The organism is Mesorhizobium muleiense (assembly GCF_900099905.1).
Taxonomy (GTDB): Bacteria; Pseudomonadota; Alphaproteobacteria; order Rhizobiales; family Rhizobiaceae; genus Mesorhizobium; species Mesorhizobium muleiense.
Genome location: NZ_FNEE01000011.1, coordinates 1 through 24,082, shown reverse-complemented (window position 1 = coordinate 24,082; position 24,082 = coordinate 1). Strand labels below are relative to the sequence as shown.

At 62.3% G+C, this 24,082-nt stretch carries 23 protein-coding genes; 10 read left to right on the top strand and 13 right to left on the bottom strand.

Going from position 1 to position 24,082, the window contains the following annotated elements:
* Positions 1–46: 46 nt before the first annotated feature.
* From BLT09_RS19300 to bglB, 3 genes are read right to left on the bottom strand one after another with little or no spacing between them, the layout of a single operon-like run.
* The gene (locus BLT09_RS19300; RefSeq protein WP_236473703.1) at positions 47–2,572 is read right to left on the bottom strand and encodes a hypothetical protein; all 2,526 of its coding nucleotides are present in this window, start codon (positions 2,570–2,572) and stop codon (positions 47–49) included.
* Positions 2,569–3,405, bottom strand: a complete 837-nt coding sequence (gene kduI / locus BLT09_RS19295) for a 5-dehydro-4-deoxy-D-glucuronate isomerase (RefSeq protein WP_091595740.1) — start codon at positions 3,403–3,405, stop codon at positions 2,569–2,571. The genes BLT09_RS19300 and kduI overlap by 4 nt, the downstream gene beginning before the upstream one ends.
* Positions 3,402–4,490, bottom strand: coding sequence for a beta-galactosidase BglB (gene bglB, locus BLT09_RS19290; protein WP_091595738.1), 1,089 nt, complete (start codon positions 4,488–4,490; stop codon positions 3,402–3,404). Before bglB ends, kduI begins: the two co-directional genes overlap by 4 nt.
* Positions 4,491–4,609: 119 nt before the next feature.
* On the opposite strand from bglB, the gene BLT09_RS19285 reads away from it, so the two are divergent.
* On the top strand, positions 4,610–5,653 hold the full coding sequence (locus BLT09_RS19285; RefSeq protein WP_091595736.1) for a LacI family DNA-binding transcriptional regulator: 1,044 nt from the start codon (positions 4,610–4,612) through the stop codon (positions 5,651–5,653).
* 38 nt (positions 5,654–5,691) lie between these two features.
* Here the strand turns inward: BLT09_RS19285 and BLT09_RS19280 are convergent, their stop codons facing one another.
* Together BLT09_RS19280 and BLT09_RS19275 are read right to left on the bottom strand one after the other, a co-directional pair.
* Positions 5,692–6,237 carry a flavin reductase family protein gene (locus BLT09_RS19280; protein ID WP_091595734.1) on the bottom strand — a complete coding sequence of 182 codons (546 nt, stop codon included), beginning with the start codon at positions 6,235–6,237 and terminating at the stop codon, positions 5,692–5,694.
* Positions 6,238–6,304: 67 nt separating this feature from the next.
* Positions 6,305–7,462 (bottom strand): LLM class flavin-dependent oxidoreductase, encoded by a 1,158-nt coding sequence (locus BLT09_RS19275; protein WP_091595732.1) that lies wholly within the window; start codon positions 7,460–7,462, stop codon positions 6,305–6,307.
* A 130-nt stretch (positions 7,463–7,592) separates the two neighbouring features.
* Here BLT09_RS19275 and BLT09_RS19270 point away from each other — a divergent pair, with 130 nt between their 5' ends.
* Both BLT09_RS19270 and BLT09_RS19265 read left to right on the top strand, forming a co-directional pair.
* Positions 7,593–8,270 carry a GntR family transcriptional regulator gene (locus BLT09_RS19270; RefSeq protein ID WP_091595890.1) on the top strand — a complete coding sequence of 226 codons (678 nt, stop codon included), beginning with the start codon at positions 7,593–7,595 and terminating at the stop codon, positions 8,268–8,270.
* A 9-nt stretch (positions 8,271–8,279) separates the two neighbouring features.
* Positions 8,280–9,395, top strand: coding sequence for a Gfo/Idh/MocA family protein (locus tag BLT09_RS19265; protein ID WP_091595730.1), 1,116 nt, complete (start codon positions 8,280–8,282; stop codon positions 9,393–9,395).
* Between the two features lie 177 nt (positions 9,396–9,572).
* Here BLT09_RS19265 and BLT09_RS19260 read toward each other — a convergent pair whose 3' ends face one another.
* The 7 genes from BLT09_RS19260 to BLT09_RS19230 all read right to left on the bottom strand — a co-directional run bounded on the left by BLT09_RS19260 (position 9,573) and on the right by BLT09_RS19230 (position 15,879).
* Positions 9,573–10,643, bottom strand: coding sequence for a 3-carboxy-cis,cis-muconate cycloisomerase (locus BLT09_RS19260; protein ID WP_091595728.1), 1,071 nt, complete (start codon positions 10,641–10,643; stop codon positions 9,573–9,575).
* A complete protein-coding gene (gene pcaG, locus BLT09_RS19255) occupies positions 10,640–11,254 on the bottom strand; it encodes a protocatechuate 3,4-dioxygenase subunit alpha (protein ID WP_091595725.1) in 615 nt (204 codons plus the stop codon). Before pcaG ends, BLT09_RS19260 begins: the two co-directional genes overlap by 4 nt.
* Positions 11,254–12,012, bottom strand: a complete 759-nt coding sequence (gene pcaH / locus BLT09_RS19250) for a protocatechuate 3,4-dioxygenase subunit beta (protein ID WP_091595723.1) — start codon at positions 12,010–12,012, stop codon at positions 11,254–11,256. Before pcaH ends, pcaG begins: the two co-directional genes overlap by 1 nt.
* Positions 12,013–12,014: 2 nt before the next feature.
* Positions 12,015–12,413 carry a 4-carboxymuconolactone decarboxylase gene (pcaC, locus tag BLT09_RS19245; RefSeq protein WP_091595721.1) on the bottom strand — a complete coding sequence of 133 codons (399 nt, stop codon included), beginning with the start codon at positions 12,411–12,413 and terminating at the stop codon, positions 12,015–12,017.
* Entirely contained in the window at positions 12,410–13,210 is an 801-nt protein-coding gene (gene pcaD / locus BLT09_RS19240) for a 3-oxoadipate enol-lactonase (protein ID WP_091595719.1), read from the bottom strand. The genes pcaC and pcaD overlap by 4 nt, the downstream gene beginning before the upstream one ends.
* A 5-nt stretch (positions 13,211–13,215) precedes the next feature.
* Positions 13,216–15,108 (bottom strand): bifunctional sugar phosphate isomerase/epimerase/4-hydroxyphenylpyruvate dioxygenase family protein, encoded by a 1,893-nt coding sequence (locus tag BLT09_RS19235; protein WP_091595717.1) that lies wholly within the window; start codon positions 15,106–15,108, stop codon positions 13,216–13,218.
* Positions 15,109–15,192: 84 nt separating this feature from the next.
* Entirely contained in the window at positions 15,193–15,879 is a 687-nt protein-coding gene (locus BLT09_RS19230; RefSeq protein ID WP_091595715.1) for a TetR/AcrR family transcriptional regulator, read from the bottom strand.
* 174 nt (positions 15,880–16,053) lie between these two features.
* On the opposite strand from BLT09_RS19230, the gene BLT09_RS19225 reads away from it, so the two are divergent.
* From BLT09_RS19225 to BLT09_RS19200, 6 genes are all read left to right on the top strand, one after another.
* Positions 16,054–16,962 carry a shikimate dehydrogenase gene (locus BLT09_RS19225; RefSeq protein ID WP_091595713.1) on the top strand — a complete coding sequence of 303 codons (909 nt, stop codon included), beginning with the start codon at positions 16,054–16,056 and terminating at the stop codon, positions 16,960–16,962.
* Positions 16,963–17,009: 47 nt separating this feature from the next.
* Complete coding sequence (dctP, locus tag BLT09_RS19220) at positions 17,010–17,996, top strand: TRAP transporter substrate-binding protein DctP (RefSeq protein ID WP_091595711.1); 987 nt, start codon at positions 17,010–17,012, stop codon at positions 17,994–17,996.
* Positions 17,997–18,069: 73 nt separating this feature from the next.
* A complete protein-coding gene (locus BLT09_RS19215; RefSeq protein WP_091595709.1) occupies positions 18,070–18,588 on the top strand; it encodes a TRAP transporter small permease in 519 nt (172 codons plus the stop codon).
* Positions 18,585–19,886, top strand: coding sequence for a TRAP transporter large permease (locus BLT09_RS19210; RefSeq protein WP_091595707.1), 1,302 nt, complete (start codon positions 18,585–18,587; stop codon positions 19,884–19,886). Before BLT09_RS19215 ends, BLT09_RS19210 begins: the two co-directional genes overlap by 4 nt.
* A gap of 4 nt (positions 19,887–19,890) precedes the next feature.
* A complete protein-coding gene (locus tag BLT09_RS19205; RefSeq protein WP_091595705.1) occupies positions 19,891–20,325 on the top strand; it encodes a type II 3-dehydroquinate dehydratase in 435 nt (144 codons plus the stop codon).
* Between the two features lie 9 nt (positions 20,326–20,334).
* A complete protein-coding gene (locus BLT09_RS19200; RefSeq protein WP_091595703.1) occupies positions 20,335–21,171 on the top strand; it encodes a 3-oxoadipate:acetyl-CoA acetyltransferase in 837 nt (278 codons plus the stop codon).
* 605 nt (positions 21,172–21,776) lie between these two features.
* On the opposite strand, the gene BLT09_RS19195 is transcribed toward BLT09_RS19200, so the two are convergent.
* Positions 21,777–22,604, bottom strand: coding sequence for an SDR family NAD(P)-dependent oxidoreductase (locus BLT09_RS19195; protein WP_091595701.1), 828 nt, complete (start codon positions 22,602–22,604; stop codon positions 21,777–21,779).
* An 802-nt stretch (positions 22,605–23,406) separates the two neighbouring features.
* Between BLT09_RS19195 and BLT09_RS19190 the strand changes: the two genes are divergently transcribed.
* Entirely contained in the window at positions 23,407–23,976 is a 570-nt protein-coding gene (locus BLT09_RS19190; RefSeq protein ID WP_091595698.1) for an NADPH-dependent FMN reductase, read from the top strand.
* Positions 23,977–24,082 lie beyond the last annotated feature (106 nt).

The window sequence follows — 24,082 nt, the reverse complement described above, 5'->3', positions numbered from 1 at the left end:
GTCGCTGTCCGAGCTGCTGCTTGTCGGGCTCCTTTTGATCCAATCCTCACCTGGTTGCGATGGCGTCGGCCGTGAAGTACGTGGCTTCGCCCGTGACCTGCCAGTCGGCCGGATCGACGACACGGTCCTCAGCCTCTATGCGGCCATCCGGATGGAACAGCACGTCGCCGTATTCCGGGTCATTGACATGCAGAAGGTCGTTTTTTCCGTGGCCGAGCGCGAGCGGAGAAAACTGCGCCTCGAATTCCTCCAGCGACCCGTATTGCCGGCGCCGGCCCAAGCGGATGATCCATGCGGCATGATGGCCCGGCACGCGCAACTCGTTTCCAGCGGTCGGCCCGCGACCGACCAACTCGAAGGCGCTGTCGGCCTTCAGCATCGCGAACCCATCGCCGCCGCGCGCCGAAGCGATGTGTTCCTTGACTCTCGCTTCATCGAACGCGCTCTGTGGGTACCAGGCATGGGTAAAGTCGGGCTGCTCGGCAGCGCAGCTGAACAGCACAACTGCCAGGTCGCGGTATTGATGCACGCGCGGCAGAGATCCGGAGCCGCCCCAGTAGGACGGCCGGCCATAACCCGAATGAATCGTCTCGCCCGGATGGTTGATCCATATCTGCGCGTCGGGATTGCCGCCGAGGCGCAGGTGCAGCACCGTTTCCTGATAACCCCATTCGTTCCAGCGATAGGCTGCTGCGCTTCCCATGGCGAAATCGCGGGTCTTGTAGTGGTAGAGCTTGGCGATCCGGTTCTGGCCCTGCGCGAAGCACCATTCCTGCGCGTCGTCGCCGGCCATGCAGGCGATGCCGGTCAGTTCTTGCGGGACGTGGAGCCCATGGTCGCGCAGGCAGAGCGCAAGCTGCGGCAGGGCGTGGAAGCGCATGCCGTAGAAACCTTTGCCCCACAGCATGCGTGCAATGCCGGAAAGTTCCAGCGAACGGGCGGCGCGCAGCGTGTGTTCGTAGGAGCGGCCCTGCGCGCCGGTAAGCATGCCCTGCTGAGCCGAGCGGGCGACGATCTCGAGCAGGCGGTTGATCGCAGCCCCGGCACGCCGGCGCACATCGGCATCTGGCCCAAGCGCGTAAAGAATCGTCAATCCCTTGAGATCGATCGGGAAATAAGGCGCGGAGTTGAATTCCGCCATTTCCCATGCCTCGAAATGATCGAGCCAAGCGCGCACGCGCGCAAGGCCCACGGTCGACTGCTCCGCGCCGGTGCGCCCCGAGCGGACAAAGCGGGCATCGGGCAGGAGATGGCCGCCGAGATAAGCCGCGGTGTGAAACAGAAGCGCGTGGTTTTCGGAAAAGTACCACTGCACGTCGTTGCCCGGCTCATCCATCCAATAGCGATAATTGAGGATCGCCTCGTCAATGCGGTGACGCAGATCGACCGCGATCCTGTCGCCATAGGCACGACGGCACCAGAGCAGTGGAACCAGGATGAAATCGGCGCAATCGTGGCAATCCTCGATCGCCGGCAGTGCGGCAGCAATGATGGCGTCGGTTTCAGGGCCGCCGCGGCCCGTCGCCAGCCGCGCCAGCGCCCGCACGGTATCGGCCTCGGCGAAACTGGAGACCTGTTCCAGGGCTTCGCCGATCCTGTCGGCAAGGATGGCGGGGGCGCGGCCCTGACGCGCCGCATGACAGATCTCGACGCCGAAGACCCGCCGGGCAACAAAGCCTGAAGATGAGAGCGATACGGCAAAATGCCGGAAGTCGGCGGGAAGGTCTTCCGTGGCGGCAATCGTGATGCGTCTTGCCCCCGCTTCGATGCGGCGGCGGAAGATCACGGGCGCCTCGATCGACATGAAGTCGCCCTCGATCACAACAGCTACATCCACGGCAACCGGCAGCGCGACATCCGTCACCAGCGCCACTTCGCCGCCGGAATAAAATGGACGCTCGAAATGCATCGCGTCGAGAGCGGCTTCCATGGCCGCCGCGACGTCGTCTTTGACGGTCGTGGGCAAGACCTGTTCGGCAGCTGGGCCCCGGAGATAGTCGAGTTGGAAGAAGTAGCGTGCGTCACGCTCGGCGAGATCGTCGAACCAGATGCTGATCTCGTTGGCGCCGGCGACGAGATCGACCTCGAAATCCTGGGAAGCCTCGAGGTTGCGCCCGTAGGGCGCCATCCAGCCGGCCTCTATTCCGTTGACGAACAAAACGGCGCCGCCGCAGGTGCGCAGCCGCAGCCGCGCCCGGCCGTCCGAGTCTGCGTCGAGCACGGTACTTGCCCAGGTGGCGACCACGGTCGGGCGGAACCAGAAGCCCGACAGGTCGACGCGCGGCGAGCCGAACGGAAGCCAAACACGGTCCGGCTCGAACACGCCCTGCGGCTTGGGCCGTTTCCCGCGGCGTTCGGCGGCAAACTCGGTTCGGCAGGGATATTCGTGCGGGATGAAATTCTTGTGCTTGGTCAGGAAGAAGAAGGGATCCATCTCCCCTTGCATCGGCTGATCTGCAACATCGTAGCGCTGCTCGGACGTCGGGCCGACGAGCCAATAAACGACGGGGCCGCCGAGCGCGAGCGGCCGGCGCAGCGCAAGATCGTGCTTGATCGGTTCCACGCTGTTCATCGCAGCGTCTCAACGGGCACGGGCGACACGTCGTTATAGGCCTGGTTCTCGCCCGTCATGCCCCAGACGAAGGCGTAGGGGCCGGTTCCGCTGCCCATATGGATCGACCAGGCCGGCGAGATGACACAGTCGCCATTGGCCACGATCAGATGGCGGGTATTGTCCGGCCGTCCCATCAGATGGATTACCCGATCTTCCGCCGCGAGATCGAAATAGAGATAGGCTTCCATGCGCCGCTCATGCAGGTGAGGGGGCATGGTGTTCCAGACGCTGCCCGCAGCGAGATCCGTGATGCCCATCAGCAGCAGACAGGAAGGCGCGACTTCCGGATGAATGTACATGCGCAATGTGCGCTTGTTGGCGCGTCGCTCCTCGCCGAGTTCGAGCGGCTTCGCCTCGGATTTCGTGATCAGCCGATGCTTGATGTCTGCGCCGGCCGGAACCGAGTTCATATAGAACCAGGCGGGCTGCGCGGCGCTGTCGCTTTCGAGCGTCACTTGTTTAGCGCCGCGCCCGACATAGAGCACATCGCGGTTGGCGAGCGCGAAGCGCTGCTGGTCGACGCTCACCGTTCCTGCGCCGCCGAGATTGGCGATGCCCATCTCGCGCGCGGTGAACAGATGCGGCGTGCCGACGTCCGCGCCATCGCCGAAACTCAGCTTCTCTCCGGTTGGGCACGCGCCGCCGACGATCATGCGGTCGACATGGGTGTAGGCGAAGGCGATGCGGCCGGGCTCGAACAGCCGCTCCACCAGGAACTCGGCGCGTAGCCGCTCCGTCCCGTAGCCATCGATGTCGCCCGGACCGGCGCCGAAGAGAACGCGCATCGTCATGCCGCTGCCTCGTCAGCTTCGGCATGGATCATCCCCTCGGTGAGGCAGAGGATCGCAAGGGCCTGGCCGTAGCCGGTAGGCTGGATCGGGATGTCGCGGTAGAACTGGAGATCATGGCCCATGCGGGTGCCATAGGAAACGTTTCCGAGCACGCCGTTCTCATCGATGCTGGCCAGCACCGCGTCGAGTGCGCGCCGGCCCGCTGGACCGCACGCCTCGGGCCCGAAGCCCAGGCGCTCAGCTTTCATGAGACCATAGCCGATGCCGGCGGTGGCCGACATCTCCTCATAGGAGGTCGGGTCATCGAGCAAAGTGTGCCATGCTCCCGATGGCGCCTGCAGGCGCAGCAGCGCTTCGATCTGCGCTTCCAGCACGCCGAGCAGATAGGCTTCGACTGGCTTGCCGACACCGCCATTTTCGATCAGGTCGAGGATGCCGACCGTGATCCAGGCGTTGCCGCGGGCCCAGAGAGCGCCGGCAAAATTATGTCGGCCGGCAAATGTCCAGCCATGGAACCACAAGCCGGTTTTCGGGTCGGCGAGATAGCGCGCATGGACGAGGAACTGGCGAACAGCCTCGTCGATGCAAGCTTGCCGGCCGGCCGCGCGGCCGTGGAAAGCGAGGAACAGGCCGGCCATGAACAACGTGTCGTCCCACAATTCGTCGTCGTTGATCTTGTCTGAGACATTGTGCTGGAACCCGCCCTCGGGCGTGCGAGGCATGTCGCGAAGCAGCCTTTCGGCCCATTGGCAGAGAGGCGTTTCCCAGCGCGGGTCGCGTGTCTCCCCCCAGAGCAATGCCAGCGCCATCATCGGAGCGGTGGTGTTGATGTTCATCGGCGGCAGGCCCGCCCTTAAATGGCGCCCGTACCAGTCTTCGATTGTCTTCAGGAGTTTCGGGTCGCGATTGTGCCGCCAGAGGCAAACGAGGCCGTAGAGGCCTACACCCTGCGGCCATTCCCAGGAATCGAAGCTGATGTAGTCGCCGGCCGTGCCGTCGAGGTTGGGCTCGTCGAAACGGCCGTCATGGCGCAGGCCGGTCATGCCGCGCACGAGCAGGTCGAGCTTTGAGCGCATATCTCTCATGGACGACGCCACCACTCCTCCCAAGTTTGCGCGATGTCGGGCAAATGGGTGCCACAGGAATTTTTATTGCGCAATCTGAAATTTTTTTGCAGCATGAAGGCCTGGTGAGGAAACAGCCTATGGTCGTCAAGGTCGAAAGCGGAAAGCGCGGCACGCCCAGCCGGCGCGTGCGGCTCGAAGACGTCGCCGCGCGCTGTGGCGTATCCGTCAGCACGGCGTCGCGGGCGCTTGCCGGCGGCAAGGGCGTGCGCGGCGACCTTCGGTGGACGATCATCGAAACCGCCAGGAAGTTGAACTACACGATCCCCACGTCGATCGCCGGCCGCAAGGTGATCCTCGCCGCAAGCAACGCTGCGAGGATCGACTATGGCCGCAACCAGTTCACCTTCTATGTGCTCGACGGACTGAACGAGCGCGCAAAAACTCTCGGTGTCGAGCTGGTGTCGCGCTCGATCGCCGACGCCGGTGAGCAGATCGCGCTGCTCAATGAGGCCAGCCAGGACAAGAGCGTCGTCGGTTGCCTGTTTCTGACGCTTGACGACGAGGCGGTGCTGACGCTGACCGGCGGTTTCGGCAAGCCGATCGTGCTCATAAACGGCGACGACCCGGCGATGCACCATTCGAGCCTGACGCCATGCAACCGCTCGGCGGCGCATCTCGCGACGCAGCACCTGCTCGACCTCGGCCACCGGCGCATCCTGTTCCTGATGCGACGCGGGCGGCGCACGATCGAGCGTCGCTTCGAGGGCTGGCAAGATGCACTGCGAGAGCGCGGCCTGGCGGCCGGCGACCTGGCCGTGGAGGTGGCGGATTGGCTGCCGGACCTTGCGGCGGAAGCGATCGCGCGGCGCATCGAGACGCGCGGCCTCGACTTCACAGCTGTGCTCGCCGCGGGCGACAGCCTCGCTATCGGCGCGATGATGGCGATCCGGAAGTCGGGTTACGAGGTGCCTGCCGACGTGTCGGTCATGGGCATGGATGACCTTCCGCAGGCAGCTTTCCAAAACCCGCCGCTCACGACGATGCATATCCCGATGCGCGAGATCGGGGCGGCGTCGCTCGACCTGCTGCTCGCCGATCTCGGCGGGGACCTGCCGCCGCGCCGTATCGAATTCGCCTGCCATATCGTGCAACGCCAGTCGACCGGCCCGGTTCGCGCCTGAGACGTATGGTTCACACGGCTGTCCGGGCCAGGCCATCACTACATCGATGGGGTCACGTTCGAACCGTCGTCGAAGCGTCCGTAACCTCCGCCGAAGAAAAGCAGAGGTTCGCCGTCTCGCAAGGTCGCGGCGGTTACGCGGGCTACGACGATCAAATGGTCGCCGCCCTCATGCCCGGAGATCCGGACGCATTCGAACCGCGACAGGCAGTCACCCAGCAGCGGCACGCCGGCATCGTTCAGGTCGTGCGGGAGGCCGTCGAAGGCTTGACCGACGCGAGCGAAGCGCTGGCTCAGCTCGATCTGCTCCGCGCCCAAAACATGAACCGCGAAATGCTCGCAACCTGCGAAGGCGGCAAAGCGCCTCGAATGCCGGCCGATCGACCAGAGCACGATCGGCGGGTCGAGGGACACCGATGCAAAGCTGTTCGCGGTGATGCCGACGGGACCATCAGGCGTCATCGTGGTGACGACGGTGATACCGGTCGCAAACCGGCCGAGCGCGTCGCGGAACTCGCGCTTGCGGTCGGGGCCGGGCACGAAGCTTTTCATCGGTTGCTGCTCGGGGTTGAGGAAGTGGTACATCAGGCGCCCTCCTGGCCAAGGGCTGCGGTGGAAGCTTCAATCTCGTTGACGCGCATTCGCAGCATCATCATCGCCGCTCCCCGGTTCCGAGCGGAGTCGCCGGGGTGATGTCCGGCACCCGGCCATAGACATGCGGCAGCGAGCAGGTGTTGATGTTCGGCAGCACGCGCTTGCCGAAGGACAGGGCCTCGTCGAGATGCGGATAGCCGGAGAAGATGAAGGCGCGGATGCCCATTTTCCGGTATTCCTCGATCTCGCACATGACTTGATCGGTCGAGCCGACGATCGCGGCGCCACAACCGGAGCGTGCGCGGCCAACGCCGGTCCACAGATGCCGCTCGAGATAGCCTTGTGCGTCGGCGCCGGCGCGGTTCTTTGCCTGGTGGGCGACGCCCAGGGATGTCGCGTCCAGTGCGCGGCCGCGGATAACGCTGCCCTGCTCGTCGTCGAGTTTCGAAACCAGCTCCTCGGCATAGTCGCGGGCTTCGGCTTCGGTGTCGCGCACAATCACGTGGACGCGCAGGCCATAATCCAAAGTGCGGCCATGGGCGGCTGCACGCTCGTGAACATCACGCATGCGGTGCGCCAACACGTCCTTCGCCTCCGGCCACATCAGATACACGTCGCATTGTGCGCCGCAGAGTTCGAGCGCGTCGGGCGAATAGCCGCCGAAATAGAGCAGCGGCCCGCCATTCTGTTGGTAGGGCTTTGCGGGGTCGGCGGTTACTTTCCCGAATTGGTAGACCTCGCCCTGATGGTCGATTTCGTCGCGCGTCCAGGCCTGACGCAGGATCTCGATGACCTCGCGCGAACGCTGATAGCGGAAGCGGCTGTCGGCGAGTTCGCCGGGAAAGTCGGAAGAGATGATGTTGACCGTCAATCTGCCCTTCAGCATGTGGTCGAGCGTTGCGAGCGTGCGCGCCAGCATGATCGGCTGCATTTCGCCGCAACGCACCGCCGCGAGAAGGTTGATCGAATGGGTTATCGGAGCACAGCCCGCCACGAAGGACAGAGTATCCTGGCCAACCTGGTAGGACGAGGGACACAGGATATTGCGAAAGCCCAGTCCTTCGGCTGTCTTGACGATATCGGAGCAATGCTCCCAACTCGACCGCAGCGTACCATCCGGTACGCCGAGATAGCGGAAATCATCGGAACACAAAGCAGAAAACCACGACACTTCAGCAGCATCGAGATCTGCGGACGTCACCGGAACGACCGTCAATGTCGGCACTCCTCGTTGTCAGAGACTGGATTTCCCTGTTGCATATCATTCGTGTTTGTGTAGATCAATAGTGTATCAATTTTGCTTTGGAGACAGTGTGACCACGTCCAGAAACGCCTATGCGCTTCCGATGCATCAAAAGGTCAGCGAAATGCTGATTCGCGAGATCGCGGCCGGGCGGATGATTGAGGGCGAGAAGCTTCCGCCGGAGCGCGACATGGCTGCGGGGCTCGGAATAGCGGTCGGTACTTTGCGCAAGGCGCTTGGCGATCTCGAGCGCAAGGGCTTGCTCAGTCGCATCCAGGGTTCCGGCAACTACGTACGGTCGCAACCCGACGTGGCCAGTGTCTATTCGATGTTCCGGCTGGAACTCCTGGAGGGAGGCGGGCTGCCGACCGCGCGCGTTCTGTCAGTCGATCGGCTAGCGAAACCGATGGACCTGCCGGTGTTCGGGTCGAGCAGCGAGGCCCATAGAATAAGACGGCTGCGGAGCCTCAGCGGCAAGCCGGCGGCGCTGGAGGAGATCTGGCTCGACGGTGCCCGTGTGGAGACGGTTGCTATCGAAGAACTGTCGGATTCGCTCTATCTCTACTACCGCAAGGCGCTCGGCTTCTGGATCTTGCGTGCAGAGGACCGCGTCGGGGTCGGCCAGGTGCCGGGATGGGCGCTGCCTGAATTCGGCCTCGCGCCGGGCGCCGCCGCCGGCTTCATCGAGCGTACCGGCTGGATGCAAGACGGCGCCAGTGCGGAGTTTTCCAGGACCTGGTTTGATCATGGCGTCGCACGCTATGTCGCGCGGCTGCGATAAGGAACGGTTATGGCGAAGCACATTTCCTACGGCATCATCGGCTGCGGCATGATGGGGCAGGAGCATCTTCGCAATATCGCGCTGCTGCCCGATGTCGGCGTCGCTTCGATCTTCGAGCCCGACGCGACGATGCGCGCCCGCGCGGCAGACCTTGCCCCGCATGCATCGATCGCCGGCTCGGTCGCGGAGGTGGCGGACGATCCGCGCGTCGACTGCGTGCTCATCGCCAGTCCGAACTATGTGCATTTCGCGCAGCTTAGGGAAGTCGCTGCTGTCCGTGCGCTGCCCATCCTGGTCGAGAAGCCGCTTTTCACCGATCCGGTCGACGCAGCCGCGGTGAAGGCGTTCGCCGCGACTTTCACCGCACCAGTCTGGGTCGCGATGGAATACCGCTATATGCCGCCGGTCGCTCGATTCATCGAGCAGGCGCAGGACGCCACCGGCGGCATCCGGATGCTGACAATCCGCGAACATCGCTACCCGTTCCTGGACAAGGTGGCCCACTGGAACCGCTTCAACCGTCGATCGGGAGGCACGTTCGTCGAAAAATGCTGCCATTTCTTCGATCTCATGCGGCTGATCCTGAAATCGGAACCGGTAAGAATCATGGCGTCTGCCGGACAGGAAGTGAACCATCTCGACGAGCATTATGATGGCGAAACACCCGATATCTGGGATTGCGGCTACGTGCTGGTCGATTTTGCCAGCGGCGCGCGCGCCATGCTGGAACTGTGCATGTATGCAGAGGGCAGCCGCTACCAGGAGGAGATCAGCGCCGTCGGTGCGCGAGGTAAAGTCGAATGCGTGGTGCCGGGTCCCGGCCGCTTCTGGCCAGCTCATCTCGGTGCGGCGCCGACGCCGCAGTTGATCGTCAGCCCGCGCTTTCCGCAGGGACCGTACACCGTTGAGATCCCGATCGACCCACAATTGTTGACGGCCGGCGATCACAACGGCTCGACCTTTTATCAGCATCAGCGGTTCTGCGCCGCCCTGCGGGGCGAGGGGCCGGTTGAGGTGACGCTGGATGATGGCTGGAAAGCTGTCGCCATGGGTATGGCCGCACAATTGTCGGCAAACCAGGGCACGGCCATTTCCAACCCACTCGACGCATCAGTGACCACTTGATCTTGCTGACCAAGTGGTAGCGGAGACGGCTAAATCGCAAGATCCACGGCGTGAGCCGCCTAAAGCGCGTCGCGTTTGCCCCGGCCTCATGCGACGCGCTTCAGGTTGTTGTTTTTATGCATGTCGTTGTCGCAAAACCGCTGCACACTTTTGCGCGACATGCATTGGTGGGATCAGTCAACCCTTGCCTCCGATTGCCGCTATGGTTCGGACCAGCCTGTCCGCGACACAGGTCGATGCTCCAGCCGCCATGAGCATCTGCGGCAGGATCAACCATTCCAGCGTCCAGGCTGCACCAGAGCGCTCTTGCTCATGGATCAGCGCATGATGCATTCCCGACACTTGGACTGCGTTGTAGCGGCCAAGCGTCACCAGCATCTCGGCGTCGATGGGATTGCGCTTGTGCGCCATGGCCGACGACGAACCGCCGCCCGCCCGTTGCAGCTCGTCGCCTGCCTGCGCCATTAGTGCAATGTCCTGCCCGAACTTGCCGAGGCCGCCCGTCACAAGCGACAGCCAGTTGGCCAGTTCAGCGATGCGGTCCCGCTGGCTGTGCCATTGCGGCGCGTCGCCGAGGCTTAGCTGCCGGGCCAGCGCGGCACGGATGGCGGCGCCCTTCTGTGCGAACTTCTCGAGTGTCCCGGCGGCGCCGCCGAACTGGACGACGAGAATCGATCCCCGCACCGATTGAAGCCGCTCATGGTGGCGCACGAGCGGTTCGCGCCAGCTTGCGACGCGGTCGGCTACGGAAATCGGAATCGCTGCCTGCATGCGGGTTCGGGCCATCAGCGGGCGATCGCCAAACCGATGGCCGAGATCGTCGAAGGCGACCACCAGAGCCGAAAGCCGTTCTTCCAACAGGTCGATACAGGCGCGAATTCTCAGGATCATGGCCGTGTCGATCACGTCCTGGCTGGTCGCACCGAAATGCACATGCTGCGAATGCGGCTCTCCGACAGCATGCCTGATCTGCCGCACGAGTTCCGGCACCATGACGCCGTCGCGCGCCGTTGCGTCCCTCAGGGCCTGGATTTCCGGCCGGAAGTTGTCGAGGACGCGCCCGATGGCGCTTGCTGCAGCCGCCGGGACGATGCCGAGCGCAGCTTCTGCGTCGGCGAGCGCCTTCTCGAATTGCAGCATCGTCGCAAGTTCGGCCTCGACGCCGAGCAGCGTCGCCATCTTCTCATCGCCGAGAAGCCCGGACAGGAGGGGCCCGGACAGAAGGGGATTGTCGAATGCTGCGATCATATGTCGAAGAAGACCGTCTCGTTGATGCCCTGGAGATGAATGTCGAACTTGTAGATGTCGCCATCGCGCGGCGCGACCAGCGTTGACACGCGCTCTTTCTGCTCAATGCGCATCAGGACGGGATCCTCGGCGTTGGCGGTTTCCTCATCGCCGAAATACATGCGGGTGTGAAGGCCGATGTTGATTCCACGCGCGACAATCCAGACCGTCAAATGCGGCGCCATCTTGCGGCCGTCAAAAAACGGCACGCGACCGGGTTTGATGGTTTCGAACAGGCATTCGCCCGTCGTCATGTCGGTGGGCAGCCGGCCCCAGCCGGTAAAGTTCGGGTCGGCGGAGCCGCGCAGATCCGAGGGCGAATTGTAGATGCCGGCGGCGTCCGCCTGCCAGATCTCCACAAGTGCGTCGTTCAGCGGCGAGCCGGCGCCGTCGATCACCCGGATGTTGACCCTGATGCGTTCGCCCCTGGTCTTGTCGTTGACCATCGCGGTGCCAAGGTCGCATTCATAGACGCCCGAGATACCGGCAAAGTTGGGCGTCAGCCCAATATGGACATAGGGTCCCGCGGTCTGCGAGGCACTTTCCTTCAGCCGGCCGAGAGCCTGGACCATCAGTTGCCCTCGATGCGGTTTTCGAACAGCGTCGAGCGGCGGCCGCGCAGTACAATGTCGAATTTGTATGCCCGCGCATCCATCGGTATCGTTGCCTCCATGTCGAGTGCGGCGGTGAGGCCTTCAATAGCGCGGCGGTCGTTGATGGTCCGCACGATCGGGCACCTCCAGATCATCGGGTCGCCCTCGAAATACATCTGGGTGATCAGGCGCTGCGCGAAGCCGTGTCCGAAGATCGAGAAATGGATGTGCGCTGGACGCCAGTCGTTGGGTCCGTTGGGCCAGGGATATGGCCCCGGCTGGATCGTGCGGAAACAATAGGAGCCATCCTCGCCGGTGATGGCGCGGCCGCAGCCGCCGAAGTTCGGATCGAGCGGCGCGCGATAAGTCTCCTTCTTGTGTCGATAGCGTCCGCCGGCGTTGGCCTGCCATACCTCCAGCAACGCACCGGCGACGCCGATGCCGCGCTCGTCGAGCAGGCGGCCATAGACGAGGATGCGCGACCCGATCGCGCTTTCGCCCGGCCCGGCAAAATTGTGTATGAGGTCATTGTCCAGTTCACCGAGAATACTTTGGCCGAAGACCGGCCCGGTAAGCTCCGACAGCGTGTTGTCGAGGGAAAGAAGCGGCCGTTGCGGCGAGCGCAGAACGGACGTCTTGTAGGCCGGCGTGAAGGCCGGCGGATGCCAGTTGCGGTCGCGCGGAAAGAAGCTGCCGATTTCCGGCGTGCGGTTGGCGGGAGAGCGCGAGTTGGTCATGATTAGCCGGCTTGAGCGTCGATTTCGTCGAACGTCTTCCTGGCGATCTTCATCGCATGATTTGCCGCCGGTACCCCGGCATAGATTGCCACATGCAGCAGCGCCTCGCGTATGTCGTCGCGCGTCGCCCCGGTATTGACGCTGGCGCGGATATGCATCGCAACCTCTTCGTCCTGCTTCAGCGCGGCGAGCAGCGCGATGGTGATCATGGACCGCTCGCGCCTGGTGATTTGAGGCCGCGACCAGACGTGGCTCCATGCAGCCTCGGTGATCAGTTCCTGGAAAGGCGTGTCGAATGCGGTCTTGGCCGCCTCTGCGCGGTCGACATGGGCGTCACCCAGCACCGAACGGCGCGTCGCCATCCCTTCGACGTATCGGTCGCCGTGTCGTGGCTTGCTCATTTGCGCTCTCTTGGCATGTCGTTCAGGAAGCCACGGACCAGCCCGGCCAGCCTTTCCGGCTGCTCGACGCATGGGATGTGGCCCGCACCGACGATGATCTCGAACCGTGCGGCGGGGATTGAGCGGGCCAGCGATTCCACCAGCTCAGGCGGCGTCGATCCGTCCTGATCGCCGACAATGCAGAGTGTCGGCACGTTGATCGCGGCGGTCGTCGCGGTGAAATCGGCGTCGCGCATAGAAGCGCAGGCAGCGGCGTAGCCGGCCGGATCCTGGCGCGTCAGCATCGTTTTATAACCCGCCAGCTCCTCGCCGCGATTGTTATGGAAATCCGGCGTGAACCATTTTCGCATCACGTCGTCGGCAAAGCTGGCAATGCCCTCCGACAGGGTCGCGTTGATGCGCCCGTTCCACATCTCGACTGTGCCGATTTTCGCTGCCGTATCGCAAAGGATCAGCCCCTCGATCAAATCCGGCCGCGTCTTGTAAAGGCATTGCGCAATGACGCCGCCGATCGAAAGCCCGCAGATCACCGCGCGCTTTACGCTGAGATGGTCGAGCAGCCCTGCAAGGTCCGTCGCATGGGTCTCGATTGTTTGCGGCGCGCCACCCAGTTCGCTCAGGCCGTGTCCGCGCTTGTCGAACGCAACGGATGTACAGTCGTCGGCCAGCCTTCGCTCGACCTCGTTCCAGATGCGCATATCCGTGCCGAGCGAGTTCGCGAAGACGACCGTCGGCCTGCCAGTTTTGGGACGATGCCGGTAGTGGATCGTCGCGCCATTGATGCGAGCAAAGTTCATACTTGTCATAGCTTTGGCATTCCTTTGGGCCGCATCAGCCGTTTTTGCGCGGCGATGCGGAATGGTGCGTTCGGCGCACCATAGCCTGCATACGCGCCGCGCCGTTCAACGAACTCGATAATGAATCCCTCTCCGAATGTCGGCGCATAGAGCTGAAAAAATTCGCCGTTGTCGTCGCGGTCATAAAGGATGTTGGCCGAGCGTAACCGATCGGCGACCTCCGGATCCAGACCGAAGCGCGCTTCTACGTCGTCGTAGTAGTTCATCGATATCTGAAGCGGTTCGAAGCCGTTGGCCTGCAGCTTCGCCGCCGTCGCAAAGATGTCATCCGTCGCGAGTGCCAGATGCTGGACGCCGGAACCAAAGGTTTCAGCGATGAAATGGCCGGCCAGGGTGCGGTGACTCTCGGCACCGTTCAGCGTGAGGCGGAAGCGCTTGTCCAGACCTTCGATGACCTGGCTGCGCACGAGGCCGGCCGGATCGACGATGTCGACCATCGGGGTCTTGGTCGTCCTGAAGATCGAGACATAGAACAGCAGCCAGCTCGGCATCTCCTCCTGTGCCATGGTCTGCCCGACATGATCGATACGGGTGAGGCCGACGCCATTGCCGGAACTTGCCGACGTGACCGGCGTGAACTCTATGTCCCAGACCTTCGCCAGGTCGGTCTTGGCATCGAGGAAGTAGATCAGTCCGCCGCCGACGCCGCGGATCGCCGGGATCGACAACTCGCCGGGCCCAACCCGCTGGTGAAAGATCTCCGCGCCCAGTGCCTCGGCGCGCGCCACCGTGGCGGCGGCGTCCTCGACCTTCAGGCCCATTGCGTATGCCGACGTGCCATGGACAACAAAGGAAGAATGGGCAAAGCCCTGCCGCTCGGTATTGATGACAATATTGATCTCGCCCTGGCGGTAGAGCGTGACGTCCTTCGAGACGTGCCGACCGGCCTCGACAAAGCCGAGCATGCGCAACAGCGATCCAAGCTGTCCGGCGTCCTGGCGATCGGCCGCGAACTCGATGAACTCGACCCCTCCAACTCCGATGCGGTCGGGCATGGGCGGGATAGCCATGTCAAGTGCCGGTTCTTCACGCCGCACCTGATCCATCAACCATACGAGCGAACGCCGTCCGTCGACGGAGATCGCCTTTGCCGACCCGCCACGGAACTTGTCGTTGAAAATCTCGAGCGACAGATAGCCGTCATAACCGGTTGCGGCGACCGCCTGCATGAACTGTCGCACCGGCAGATCACCTTCGCCTGGCATGTTGCGGAAGTGCCGGCTCCAATAGAGCAAGTCCATTTCGATCAGCGGCGCGTCGGCGAGTTGGACAATGAAGATCTTGTCCGCGGGTATCGAACGGATCGAGCCAAGTTCAATCCTGCGGGCCAGCGTGTGGAAGGAATCGAGAACCAGCCCGACGTTCGGATGGTCGGTCCTGCGCACGATTTCCCACGCATCGCGATGATCGTTGACGTGACGCCCCCAGGCCAATGCCTCATAGCCGACGCGCAGACCGCGCTTGGCGGCGCGCTCGCCAAGCTCGTGAAAATCCGCCGCCGCCCGGTCGATCCCGCCAAGCGAGACCGGCGACACCGACGAGCATACCAGCATCAGGTCGGTGCCGAGTTCCTGCATGACGTCGAACTTGCGCTCGGCACGATCGAAGGCGCGGTTGCGCTGCGGTTCCGGCAAACCCTCAAAATCCCTGAACGGCTGGAACAGCGTTATGGTCAGGCCTGTGTCACCAGCCATTCGGCCGACGTCGCGCGGCGAGCCGTCAAAGGCGAGGAAATCGTTCTCGAAGATTTCGACACCGTCGAAGCCCGCGGCGGAAATTGCCGCGAATTTCTCCGCCAGGTCACCGGCGATCGACACCGTCGCGATCGACGTCTTCAAACGCGCCTCCTTCCTGGTTTTGTTATGAACGAACCAGTTCGTACATAAACTAAGGCAACGCTGCCGGCATCGCAAGTTCGGCGCTCAGCGTTCTGCGGGAGCTTCGTCCTTGGCGACAAAACGCAACAGCATCTCCACGCTGTTGCGTTTGAGCCGCTCGAGTTGTGCCGGCGCGCCGAAGTCGCGTCCGAAGATCATCGAAAAGGTGGTGCGATTGGAAACGTTGAAGAAGCACAGCGCGCTTATCTGCCAATGGAGTTCGACCGCGTCGAGTCCCGGCCGGAACACGCCCACTTCGACACCGCGTGAATAGATGCGAGAGATATGGTCGATCGCAGTCACGTTCAGTTCGCGGATCGCATCCGATTGTTCGAGATATTGGCCGTGATGGATATTCTCGATCATCACCATGCGGATGAATTCCTCGTGTCGGTGATGGTGGTCGAACGTGAACTCCACCAGGCGTGTCAGTGCCGCCACGGGCGGCAGGCCTTCGATATCAAGTTGAGCCTCGCCCTCGCGCACCTGGCGATACGCGTTCTCGAGCGCGCGCAGGTAGAGGCCTTCCTTGTCGCCGAAGTAGTAGTAGATCATGCGCTTGCTGAAGCGTGTGCGCGCTGCAATCTCGTCTATGCGCGCGCCCGACAAGCCGTTCAGGGCAAACTCCTTGGAGGCGATCTCCAGGATGTTGCGGCGCGTGCCCTCAGGGTCCTGGATACGCGTCGTGCTCGCGTCCGGCTTCGGCTTTCGTTCTTTCTTGATAACGGCCATGCAGTTGAGTTCCCGCCCCGGCGTGCCGGCATTTGACTAAACTAACCAGTTAGTACATTATTCGCAAATCGCGACAGGCTCATTTACCGGCGCGTTTGGCGTGAACACAAGGGCGATCCGGGAATTGCCGCATTTGGGCTGGGAGGCGGCCCGCACAGGGAGGAATTTCGCGAGATGGACGACAGCCTTGTCGACCTCCTTTGCCGTCTTGCCGACGAGCACAAGGGCGCCGCCGGCGGCGACAACGAAAAGGTCGTGATTGGCCTCGTCGGACGCGGTATTCAGTCCTCGCGCACTCCCGGCATGCACGAGCGTGAAGCCCGGCGCCTCGGCATCGGCTATTCGTACCTTTTGCTCGATTTCGACAGGCTCGGATTGCCAGACGCGGCGATCGGCGACTTGATCGCGGCGGCGGAAATTGCAGGCTTTCACGGCCTCAACATCACGCATCCGTTTAAACAGGCTGTCATTCCCGTCCTCGATGCATTGTCGCCGGAAGCGCGCGTGATAGGCGCGGTGAATACGGTCGTCTTTGCTGGCGGACGCAAGGAAGGCCACAACACCGACAGCTGGGGTTTCGCGGAGAGTTTTCGCGAAGCGATGACAGGCGCATCGATGGGCTGTGTCGCAATGTTCGGCGCCGGCGGAGCGGGCGCCGCAGTCGCAAACGCGCTGATGCAAATGGGCGTTGGCCGGCTGTTGGTCCTCGACAGCCAACCCGGTCGCGCCTCGGATCTTGCGTCGCGCATGGGCGCCTTGTTCGGCGGTCGCGTCGAGACGTGGCCGGACCCGGCCGCAGCCGTGCGCATGGCAAACGGCATCGTCAACACGACCCCGGTGGGCATGGCGAAATACCCCGGAACACCGTTCGACACGGCTCTTCTGACAGCCGAAAAATGGGTCGCCGACATAATCTACTTTCCGACCGAAACAGAGTTGCTGGTCGCAGCCCGTACGATCGGCTGCAGAACGCTGCCGGGCATCGGCATGGCGATCCATCAGGCCGTCCGCGCGTTCGAGCTGTTCACCGGGCGCAAGGCCGACCGCCGCGCCATGGCAGATCATTTCGAGGCCGCCGCATAAGGCAATGACGCCTATAACCATATGAAGACCATAGGGAGGAAATCGACATGAAAGCTGAAATGAACCGACGCATGTTTATGGTCGCCGCCGGCGCACTCGCCGCCGCGACCGCCATTCCCGCCTTCGCCCAGGACAAGCCGAAGCTGCGTTTCTCGGCCGTGTTCTCGGAACAGGACATCCGGGCCGAGATGATGAAGATGTTCGCCGAAGCCATCAAGGACGACTTTGCCTTCGAGGGTTATTACGGCGGCAACCTGTTCAAGCAAGGCACCGAACTTGTCGCCATCCAGCGCGGCAACCTCGAGATGGGCAACGTTGCCCCGCAGGACATCTCCAAGCAGATTCCAGCGTGGTCCATCGTCACCGCCGGCTACCTGTTCCGTGACGCTGCGCACGTGAAGGCGTTCTTTGCCAGCGATGCCGGCGCGGAGCTGAAGAGGATGACCGAGGACCAGCTCGGCGTGAAGGTGCTCGGCCCTACCTATTTCGGCCTGCGTCAGGTCGGCCTGAAACCGGACAAGGAAATCAAGACTCCCGCCGACATGGCCGGCATCAAGCTGCGCATGCCGGGTGGCGACGCCTGGCAATTCCTCGGCCAGGCGCTCGGCGCGAACCCGACGCCAATGGCCTACGCCGAGGTCTATACCGGCCTGCAGACAGGCGCGATCGATGGGCAGGACAACCCGTTGCCCAACGTCGAGAACATGAAGTTCTACGAGGTCATGTCGCAGATCGTATTGACCTCGCACCTTGTCGGATTCGACCTTCTCAGTATCTCGAAAAAGGTGTGGGACGAGATGGGGGCCGAGAAGCAGGCAAAGGTCCAGGCCGCGGCGGACAAGGCGATCGACTTCTCGACAGAGAAACACCTGACGCGCGAGAAGGAACTCGTTGAAACATTCAAGGGCAAGGGCCTGAAGATCTACGAACCCGATGTCGCAGCATTCCGCAAGCATGTGCAGGAGCAATATCTTGCCTCCGACCTGGCCAAGGAATGGCCTGCCGGGATGGTCGACAAGATCAACGCGCTTTGACGCGACGAACGCGCCGGCCGGTCCGCTTGCGACCGGCTGGCCGGTTTGGCCAGACGCTCGTCAGGGAGGCATCATGAACCCGGGATTGAGAAAGGTCGGCGGCTGGCTCTACCGGCGCGCCGAGAACGCGATCGCCATCGCCATCGGCGCCATGTTCGCCGCGTTTCTGCTGCAGGTTGCTTTTCGCTACCTTCTCAACTGGCCGACCGGCTGGAGCAACGAGCTCACCGTCGTACTCTGGATCTGGGTTGTGCTGTTCGGCGCAGCGTTCGTCGTTCGTGAAGAAGAGGAAATCCGTTTTGATCTCCTCTACGCCACAGTCGGTCCGGACATCAGGCGGGTAATGACGCTTGCCTTCGCAATCGCTCTCGTCGCGCTCTATGGCTGGTCCTTTCCGGCTGTCTTCAGCTACGTGACCTTCATGAAGGTCGAGAGCACCGCCTACCTCAAGATACGCTTCGACTGGCTGTTCTCGATCTATCTCGTCTTCGTGGTCGCCGTGATCGCCCGTTACCTGTGGCTGGCGTGGCGTGCTCTGCGCGGCGAAGCACCGGCGGAATTCGACCCCACGAAAGCGAGCTCCGGCGTATGAATCTCGCGAGTCCCTTTTCGCTGTCAGTCGTTGCGATCACAGCGCTGGCCCTGCTTGGCCTGCCGATCGGTCACTCGATGATCGCCGGGTCGATCCTCTATCTCTGGCTTGCAGGGCTCGACATGGGCACGTCGGCCGAGCAACTCCTCAACGGGCTCTACACAAGCTACATTCTGCTTGCCGTACCGATGTTCATTCTCGCCGCGGAGTTGATGAACGCCGGGACCATGACCGACCGGCTGCTGCAATTCTGCAACGCCGTCGTCGGCCGTTTCCGCGGCGGTCTGGCGCAAGTCAACGTGCTGCAGTCGATCATCTTCGCCGGCATGTCCGGCTCGGCCATCGCCGACGCCGCGGGCACCGGCAAGATGATGCAGCAACTCATGACCAGGGATGGCAAGTACCCGGCGAGCTATGCCGCTGCGCTGACAGCCGTCACCTCCGTCGTCGGCCCGATCATTCCTCCGTCGATTCCTCTGGTCATCTACGCGCTGATCTCGGACGCATCCATCGGCTACCTGTTCATTGCCGGTATCGTGCCGGGCCTTCTTCTCGCCCTGTCGCAGATGATCATCGTCGCCATCGACGCGCGCCGGAAGAACTTTCCGGTCGAGAAGCCGGTGCCGCTCAGGGAATTGCCGGGGATCACCTTGCGCGCATTTCCGGCGCTGATGCTGCCGGTCGTCCTGCTGGTCGGCATAAGGGGCGGCGTGATGACCCCGACCGAGGCCGCGGCGGTCGCCGCCGGCTACGCGCTGCTCATCTCGGTCGCGATCTATCGCAGCGTGACGCCGGGCCAACTCTACCATGCGCTTCTCAACAGCGCCCGCACCACGGCCTCGATCGGCATGCTCATCGCCGGCGCCCTGGTGTTCAACTACGTTGTCACGGTCGAGAACATTCCGCAGTCCCTGTCGGTGATCCTGAAGTCCTGGGATCTTTCGCCGATGGGTTTCCTGATCCTGGTCAACATCCTGCTGCTGATCCTGGGCTGCGTGCTGGAAGGGACGACCATCCTGCTGGTAATCGTGCCGGTGCTGATTCCGACGGCGCAGGCGCTCGGTGTCGACATGGTGCATTTCGGCGTAATGGTCGTCGTCAACATCATGCTCGGGCTCGTCACCCCGCCCTACGGGTTGCTGCTGTTCATCATGACCCGCATCGCAGAGGTGCCGCTGCGCGACCTGGTGCACGACGTAATGCCGTTTCTCTACGCCATGATTGCCGCCCTGATGCTGATCACCTTCTTCCCATCGCTGGTGCTGTGGCTGCCGCGCCTGCTGGGCTATCAAGGATAGGACCATGACCAAGCCAATCTTCGTCCTCAACGGCCCAAATCTCAACCGGCTCGGCATGCGCGAGCCGGAGATCTATGGCAGGACGACGCTCGCAGAAATCGAGGCGATGTGCCGTGACGCCGCCGGCGACCATCCAATCCGTTTTCACCAATCGAACATCGAGGGCGAAATCGTCAATTGGGTGCATGAGGCGATCGACGACGGCGCGGGCATTTTGGTCAATCCCGCGGGTTTGAGTTTTATTTCGATCCCGGTGCTCGATGCGCTCAAAATGTTTCCGGGCCCGATCGTCGAACTGCATATCTCGAACATCCATCGCCGCGAGGAGATCTATCATCGGTCGCTGGTATCGAAGGTCGCCACCGGCGTGATCGCGGGGCTCGGCGCCGCGGGCTATCCGCTCGCGATCCGCTGGCTCATCGACCAGATAGACGGATAGTTTGTCGCCATGCCTGAACCCTGTATCATCGCTGTTGCGATCACCGGCTCGCTGCCGCGCAAGGAAGACAATCCTGCGGTGCCGATCAGCGTGGCCGAACAGATCGAGTCGACCCAGGAAGCCTTTGAAGCAGGTGCGTCGCTGGTGCACATCCACGTGCGCAATGACGATCAGAGTTCATCGTCTGAACCAACGCGCTTCGCTGCTGTTCAGGCGGGGGTGCGTAGGCATTGCCCCGGTATGATCGTCCAGTTTTCGACCGGCGGGCGCGGTCGTGATCCTGCCGCGCGTGGCTCGGCACTTTATCTGAAGCCGGACATGGCCTCGCTTTCGACCGGTTCGGTCAACTTCCCATCCATCGTCTACGAGAACCATCCCACCCTGATCGGTGATCTCGCAACCGCGATGAAGGCAAATGGCGTGCTGCCGGAGATCGAGATCTTCGACCTCTCGCACCTTCACACTGCCAGGCGGCTGGCCGACGGTGGGCTTATCGGCGAGCGCCCGCACATCCAGTTTGTCATGGGCGTGCAAAACGCACTGCCTGCGCAGGAGAGATTGCTCGATGTGCTCCTCACGGAAGCGAAACTCCTGTTTCCACAATCCACCTGGACAGCGGCCGGAATAGGCCGCAACCAGACGATCGTCATGGAATGGGCGTTGGCGCGCGGAGCAGACGCAGTGCGCACCGGACTTGAGGACAATATCAGGATCACCAGGGAACGCCTGGCGCGCAGCAACGCCGAGCTTGTTGAAATCGCGGCGGCCTCAGTCGGGAAGTTTGGCCGGCGTGTGGCCACCGTCAATGAGGCGCGCCAAACGCTTGGTCTGGCGTCAGGATCGTAATTCCTGGGCCGCAATTTCGCGCCGCGCTGTCGGACCTGTTGCGCCTTGGCCGGCGTCCTGGAATTACGGTGACAGTGCACTATTTTCTTTCCCCGCCTGGCCGCGTTTTCCCGATTTCACGGCTTTTCCGGTTTGCTCCGCAATCCGGTCCAGAAGTGGTTCGCCGCCCTCCGGCCGTTCAGATGCCGACATCGGCAGCGCGGCGATGCTAGTCGAGCCGTGCGTTCAACTACACACAGGAAGGCCTCCGATCGGTAGGTGCGGCGAACGGCGGCAACGACGTGCGAATAGGATGGTTGAGTGTATGATCGAAAATGCCGTAGCTGCAGTCTAACGCGAAATGCCGAGCGTCTGTGATCCATCGGTCATTGCAGCGGCGATGAACCGGAATCATGACCCCAAGCCGACCTTCAGCAACCCGTTTTGCTGCCCGATAGCCGACATTCGTGGCAACCAGCGCTGATGGCCGGAGAGCGCCTTACGCAAGCCGCGACGTGAACGGCAGCTTCGCGCCCGATCTTGGTCATTCCGGGTACCATTGCCACTGCCCAAAACCAGACATTACCGGCGTCTGCGAGAGCACGTGTAGCCCTTACACCCTCCATTCAATAATCCGTCGATCGGCTGACCTCGTCCCACTTGAGCGCGGCCGCGGCTCGGACGGCATCCGTCTGTGCTATGCGCTCTAAGGCATCACGTCCCAGAATCAGTTGCTCGGGCAGATTATCCTCACGCGATAAGTCGAAGATCACATTGGCGACCTTGCCAGGGTCGCCGGGCTCGTTTCCCGCATAATTCTCGGTCATCCGCATGATCTCGCCTATTGTCGGATCGTACTCGTCGAGCAGTGCCGGCGCGTGGCCACGGGCAACCCGCGTCCAGTTGGTGCGGATGCTGCCCGGTTCGATGGCAATGGTCTTGACGCCGAAGGGTAAAACCTCCTTGGCCAGTGATGCGGTGAAACCACTGACCGCCCATTTGGCGGCGGCATAAGCGGTGGACCCCGGACTTCCGAAGCGAGCGGAGCTGGACGAGATGTTGATGATGTGTCCCGATTTCTGCCTCCGCATGACCGGGAGCGCGGCGCGGGTCAGGTTCACTACACCATAGAAATTGGTGTCGATCTCGGCTTTGAAGTCAGCCTCGGAGGTCTGTTCAAACGGAGCAAGATGAGCGTAGCCGGCATTGTTGAGCAGCACGTCAAGACGACCGAACGTCCGGACCGCTGTGTCAACGGCATTCTGTGCGGCCTTCATATCGGTGACGTCGAGTTCAACGAGAGCGACGTTTTCGGGATAGCGCTGCTTGAGTTCCGAAAGGCGGCTGACGTTTCGGGCGGTCGCCACAAGGTTGTCTCCCCGTGAAGGCACGAGTTCCGCCGTGCTTCGGCCGATGCCACTGACGCTACCTGTAATGAGCCAAGTCTTGGGCATTTGTTCTCCGGGTCATCTCGCAAGGGTCGCGGAAGCGAACCGCTTTACGAAAGCATCGCTGCAGCGCTGCGAAGATTCAAATGTGCTAGAGGGTCATATCTCCGCTCGGATGGGCTAGGCAGAGCTATCCCAAGGGTCAGGCCTTTGCGTAGATCCATTATTAAACGTGATGGACTGTCTATCGGTGCGCGACATGCCCGGGTTCGTCATTTGCTCGTTCGACCAGCGTGCCGACCAAAGACACGCGTAGAACGCTATGTTGAGGGCGTGCGTTCAGTCGACTGCATCAAAGCTGTGAATGACCGATACCGCGGTTTAGAATCTCCCCGCGCTGGGTGTACCGGCGACAGGCAAGAGACACAGCCGTTGTTCGCTGCTCAAAGCGGCATCCTCTGACGTTTTGCGGGAGATCACCCCATGCTCGCAACGGGTCTACCATAGACCTTCGCATCGCCTGACCGACACTGCCGTTCGATAGTCGCGCGGACCGAGGCGGCGCAATCTCCTCCGCAGACACTAGGTGGCCATCCATGGAGGCGCATGCCAACCCACGGGGGCCAGCGGCGGAGGTGGCCGATACGGCCGTGGGTAAGGCGATCAGCAGGAGACAATCATGAGCTTTGGACAACACCTCACACCCCGGTAGGCCGGAGCCTGACGAGTTGGTTCCGGCGCGCTACGCGCTGCGGAGCCGTTAGCGGCGACCCGATTAAACGGGCTGAACTCGTGAGCCCGCAATTGATAGCCTTATGACCGCGCAGAAGCGGGCGTGGCTGAGTTGAGAACTGAAAAGGATCATTAAATGGCTAAATTTGAGGTCGGCTACGTTATTGGTAGCCTCGCGTCTCAATCTATCAACCGACGGCTTGCGCTCGCGCTCGTCAAACTCGCTCCTTCGAATTTGAGGCTCAGGGAAATCCCCATCCGGGATCTGCCGCTCTACAGCTACGATTATGACTCCAATTATCCAGAGGTCGCAAATCGCTTCAAGAGTGCCATAGCTGATACCGACGCCGTCCTTTTCGTTACACCAGAGTACAATCGTTCGATACCCGGCGCGTTGAAGAACGCGATAGATTGGGCTAGCCGGCCGTACGGGCAGAATGCGTTCACGAGGAAGCCATCGGCGGTGATAGGAACGTCTCCCGGTTTGATTGGCACCGCCGTCGGCCAGCAGCACTTGCGCACTGTCCTCGGCTTCTGCGATTCGCCGCAGATGAACGCGCCGGAGGCTTACATCCAGTTCACGCCGGACCTTATCGGCGATGATGGCGAAGTGTCGCGCGAATCCACAGCCGAATTCCTGAAGACCTTCATGGTGGAATTCAGTGGCTTCATCGAACGGGCACGTACCGTGCCGGTTCCCGCCTGACCGATCCGGGGTTCGACGCCGCCCGGCTGGAGGACCCCGTGCTGTACGCTTCGCTGGGCACGGTGTTCGATGGGGGGCCCGCCCTGCTGCGGACCTTCGCGACCGC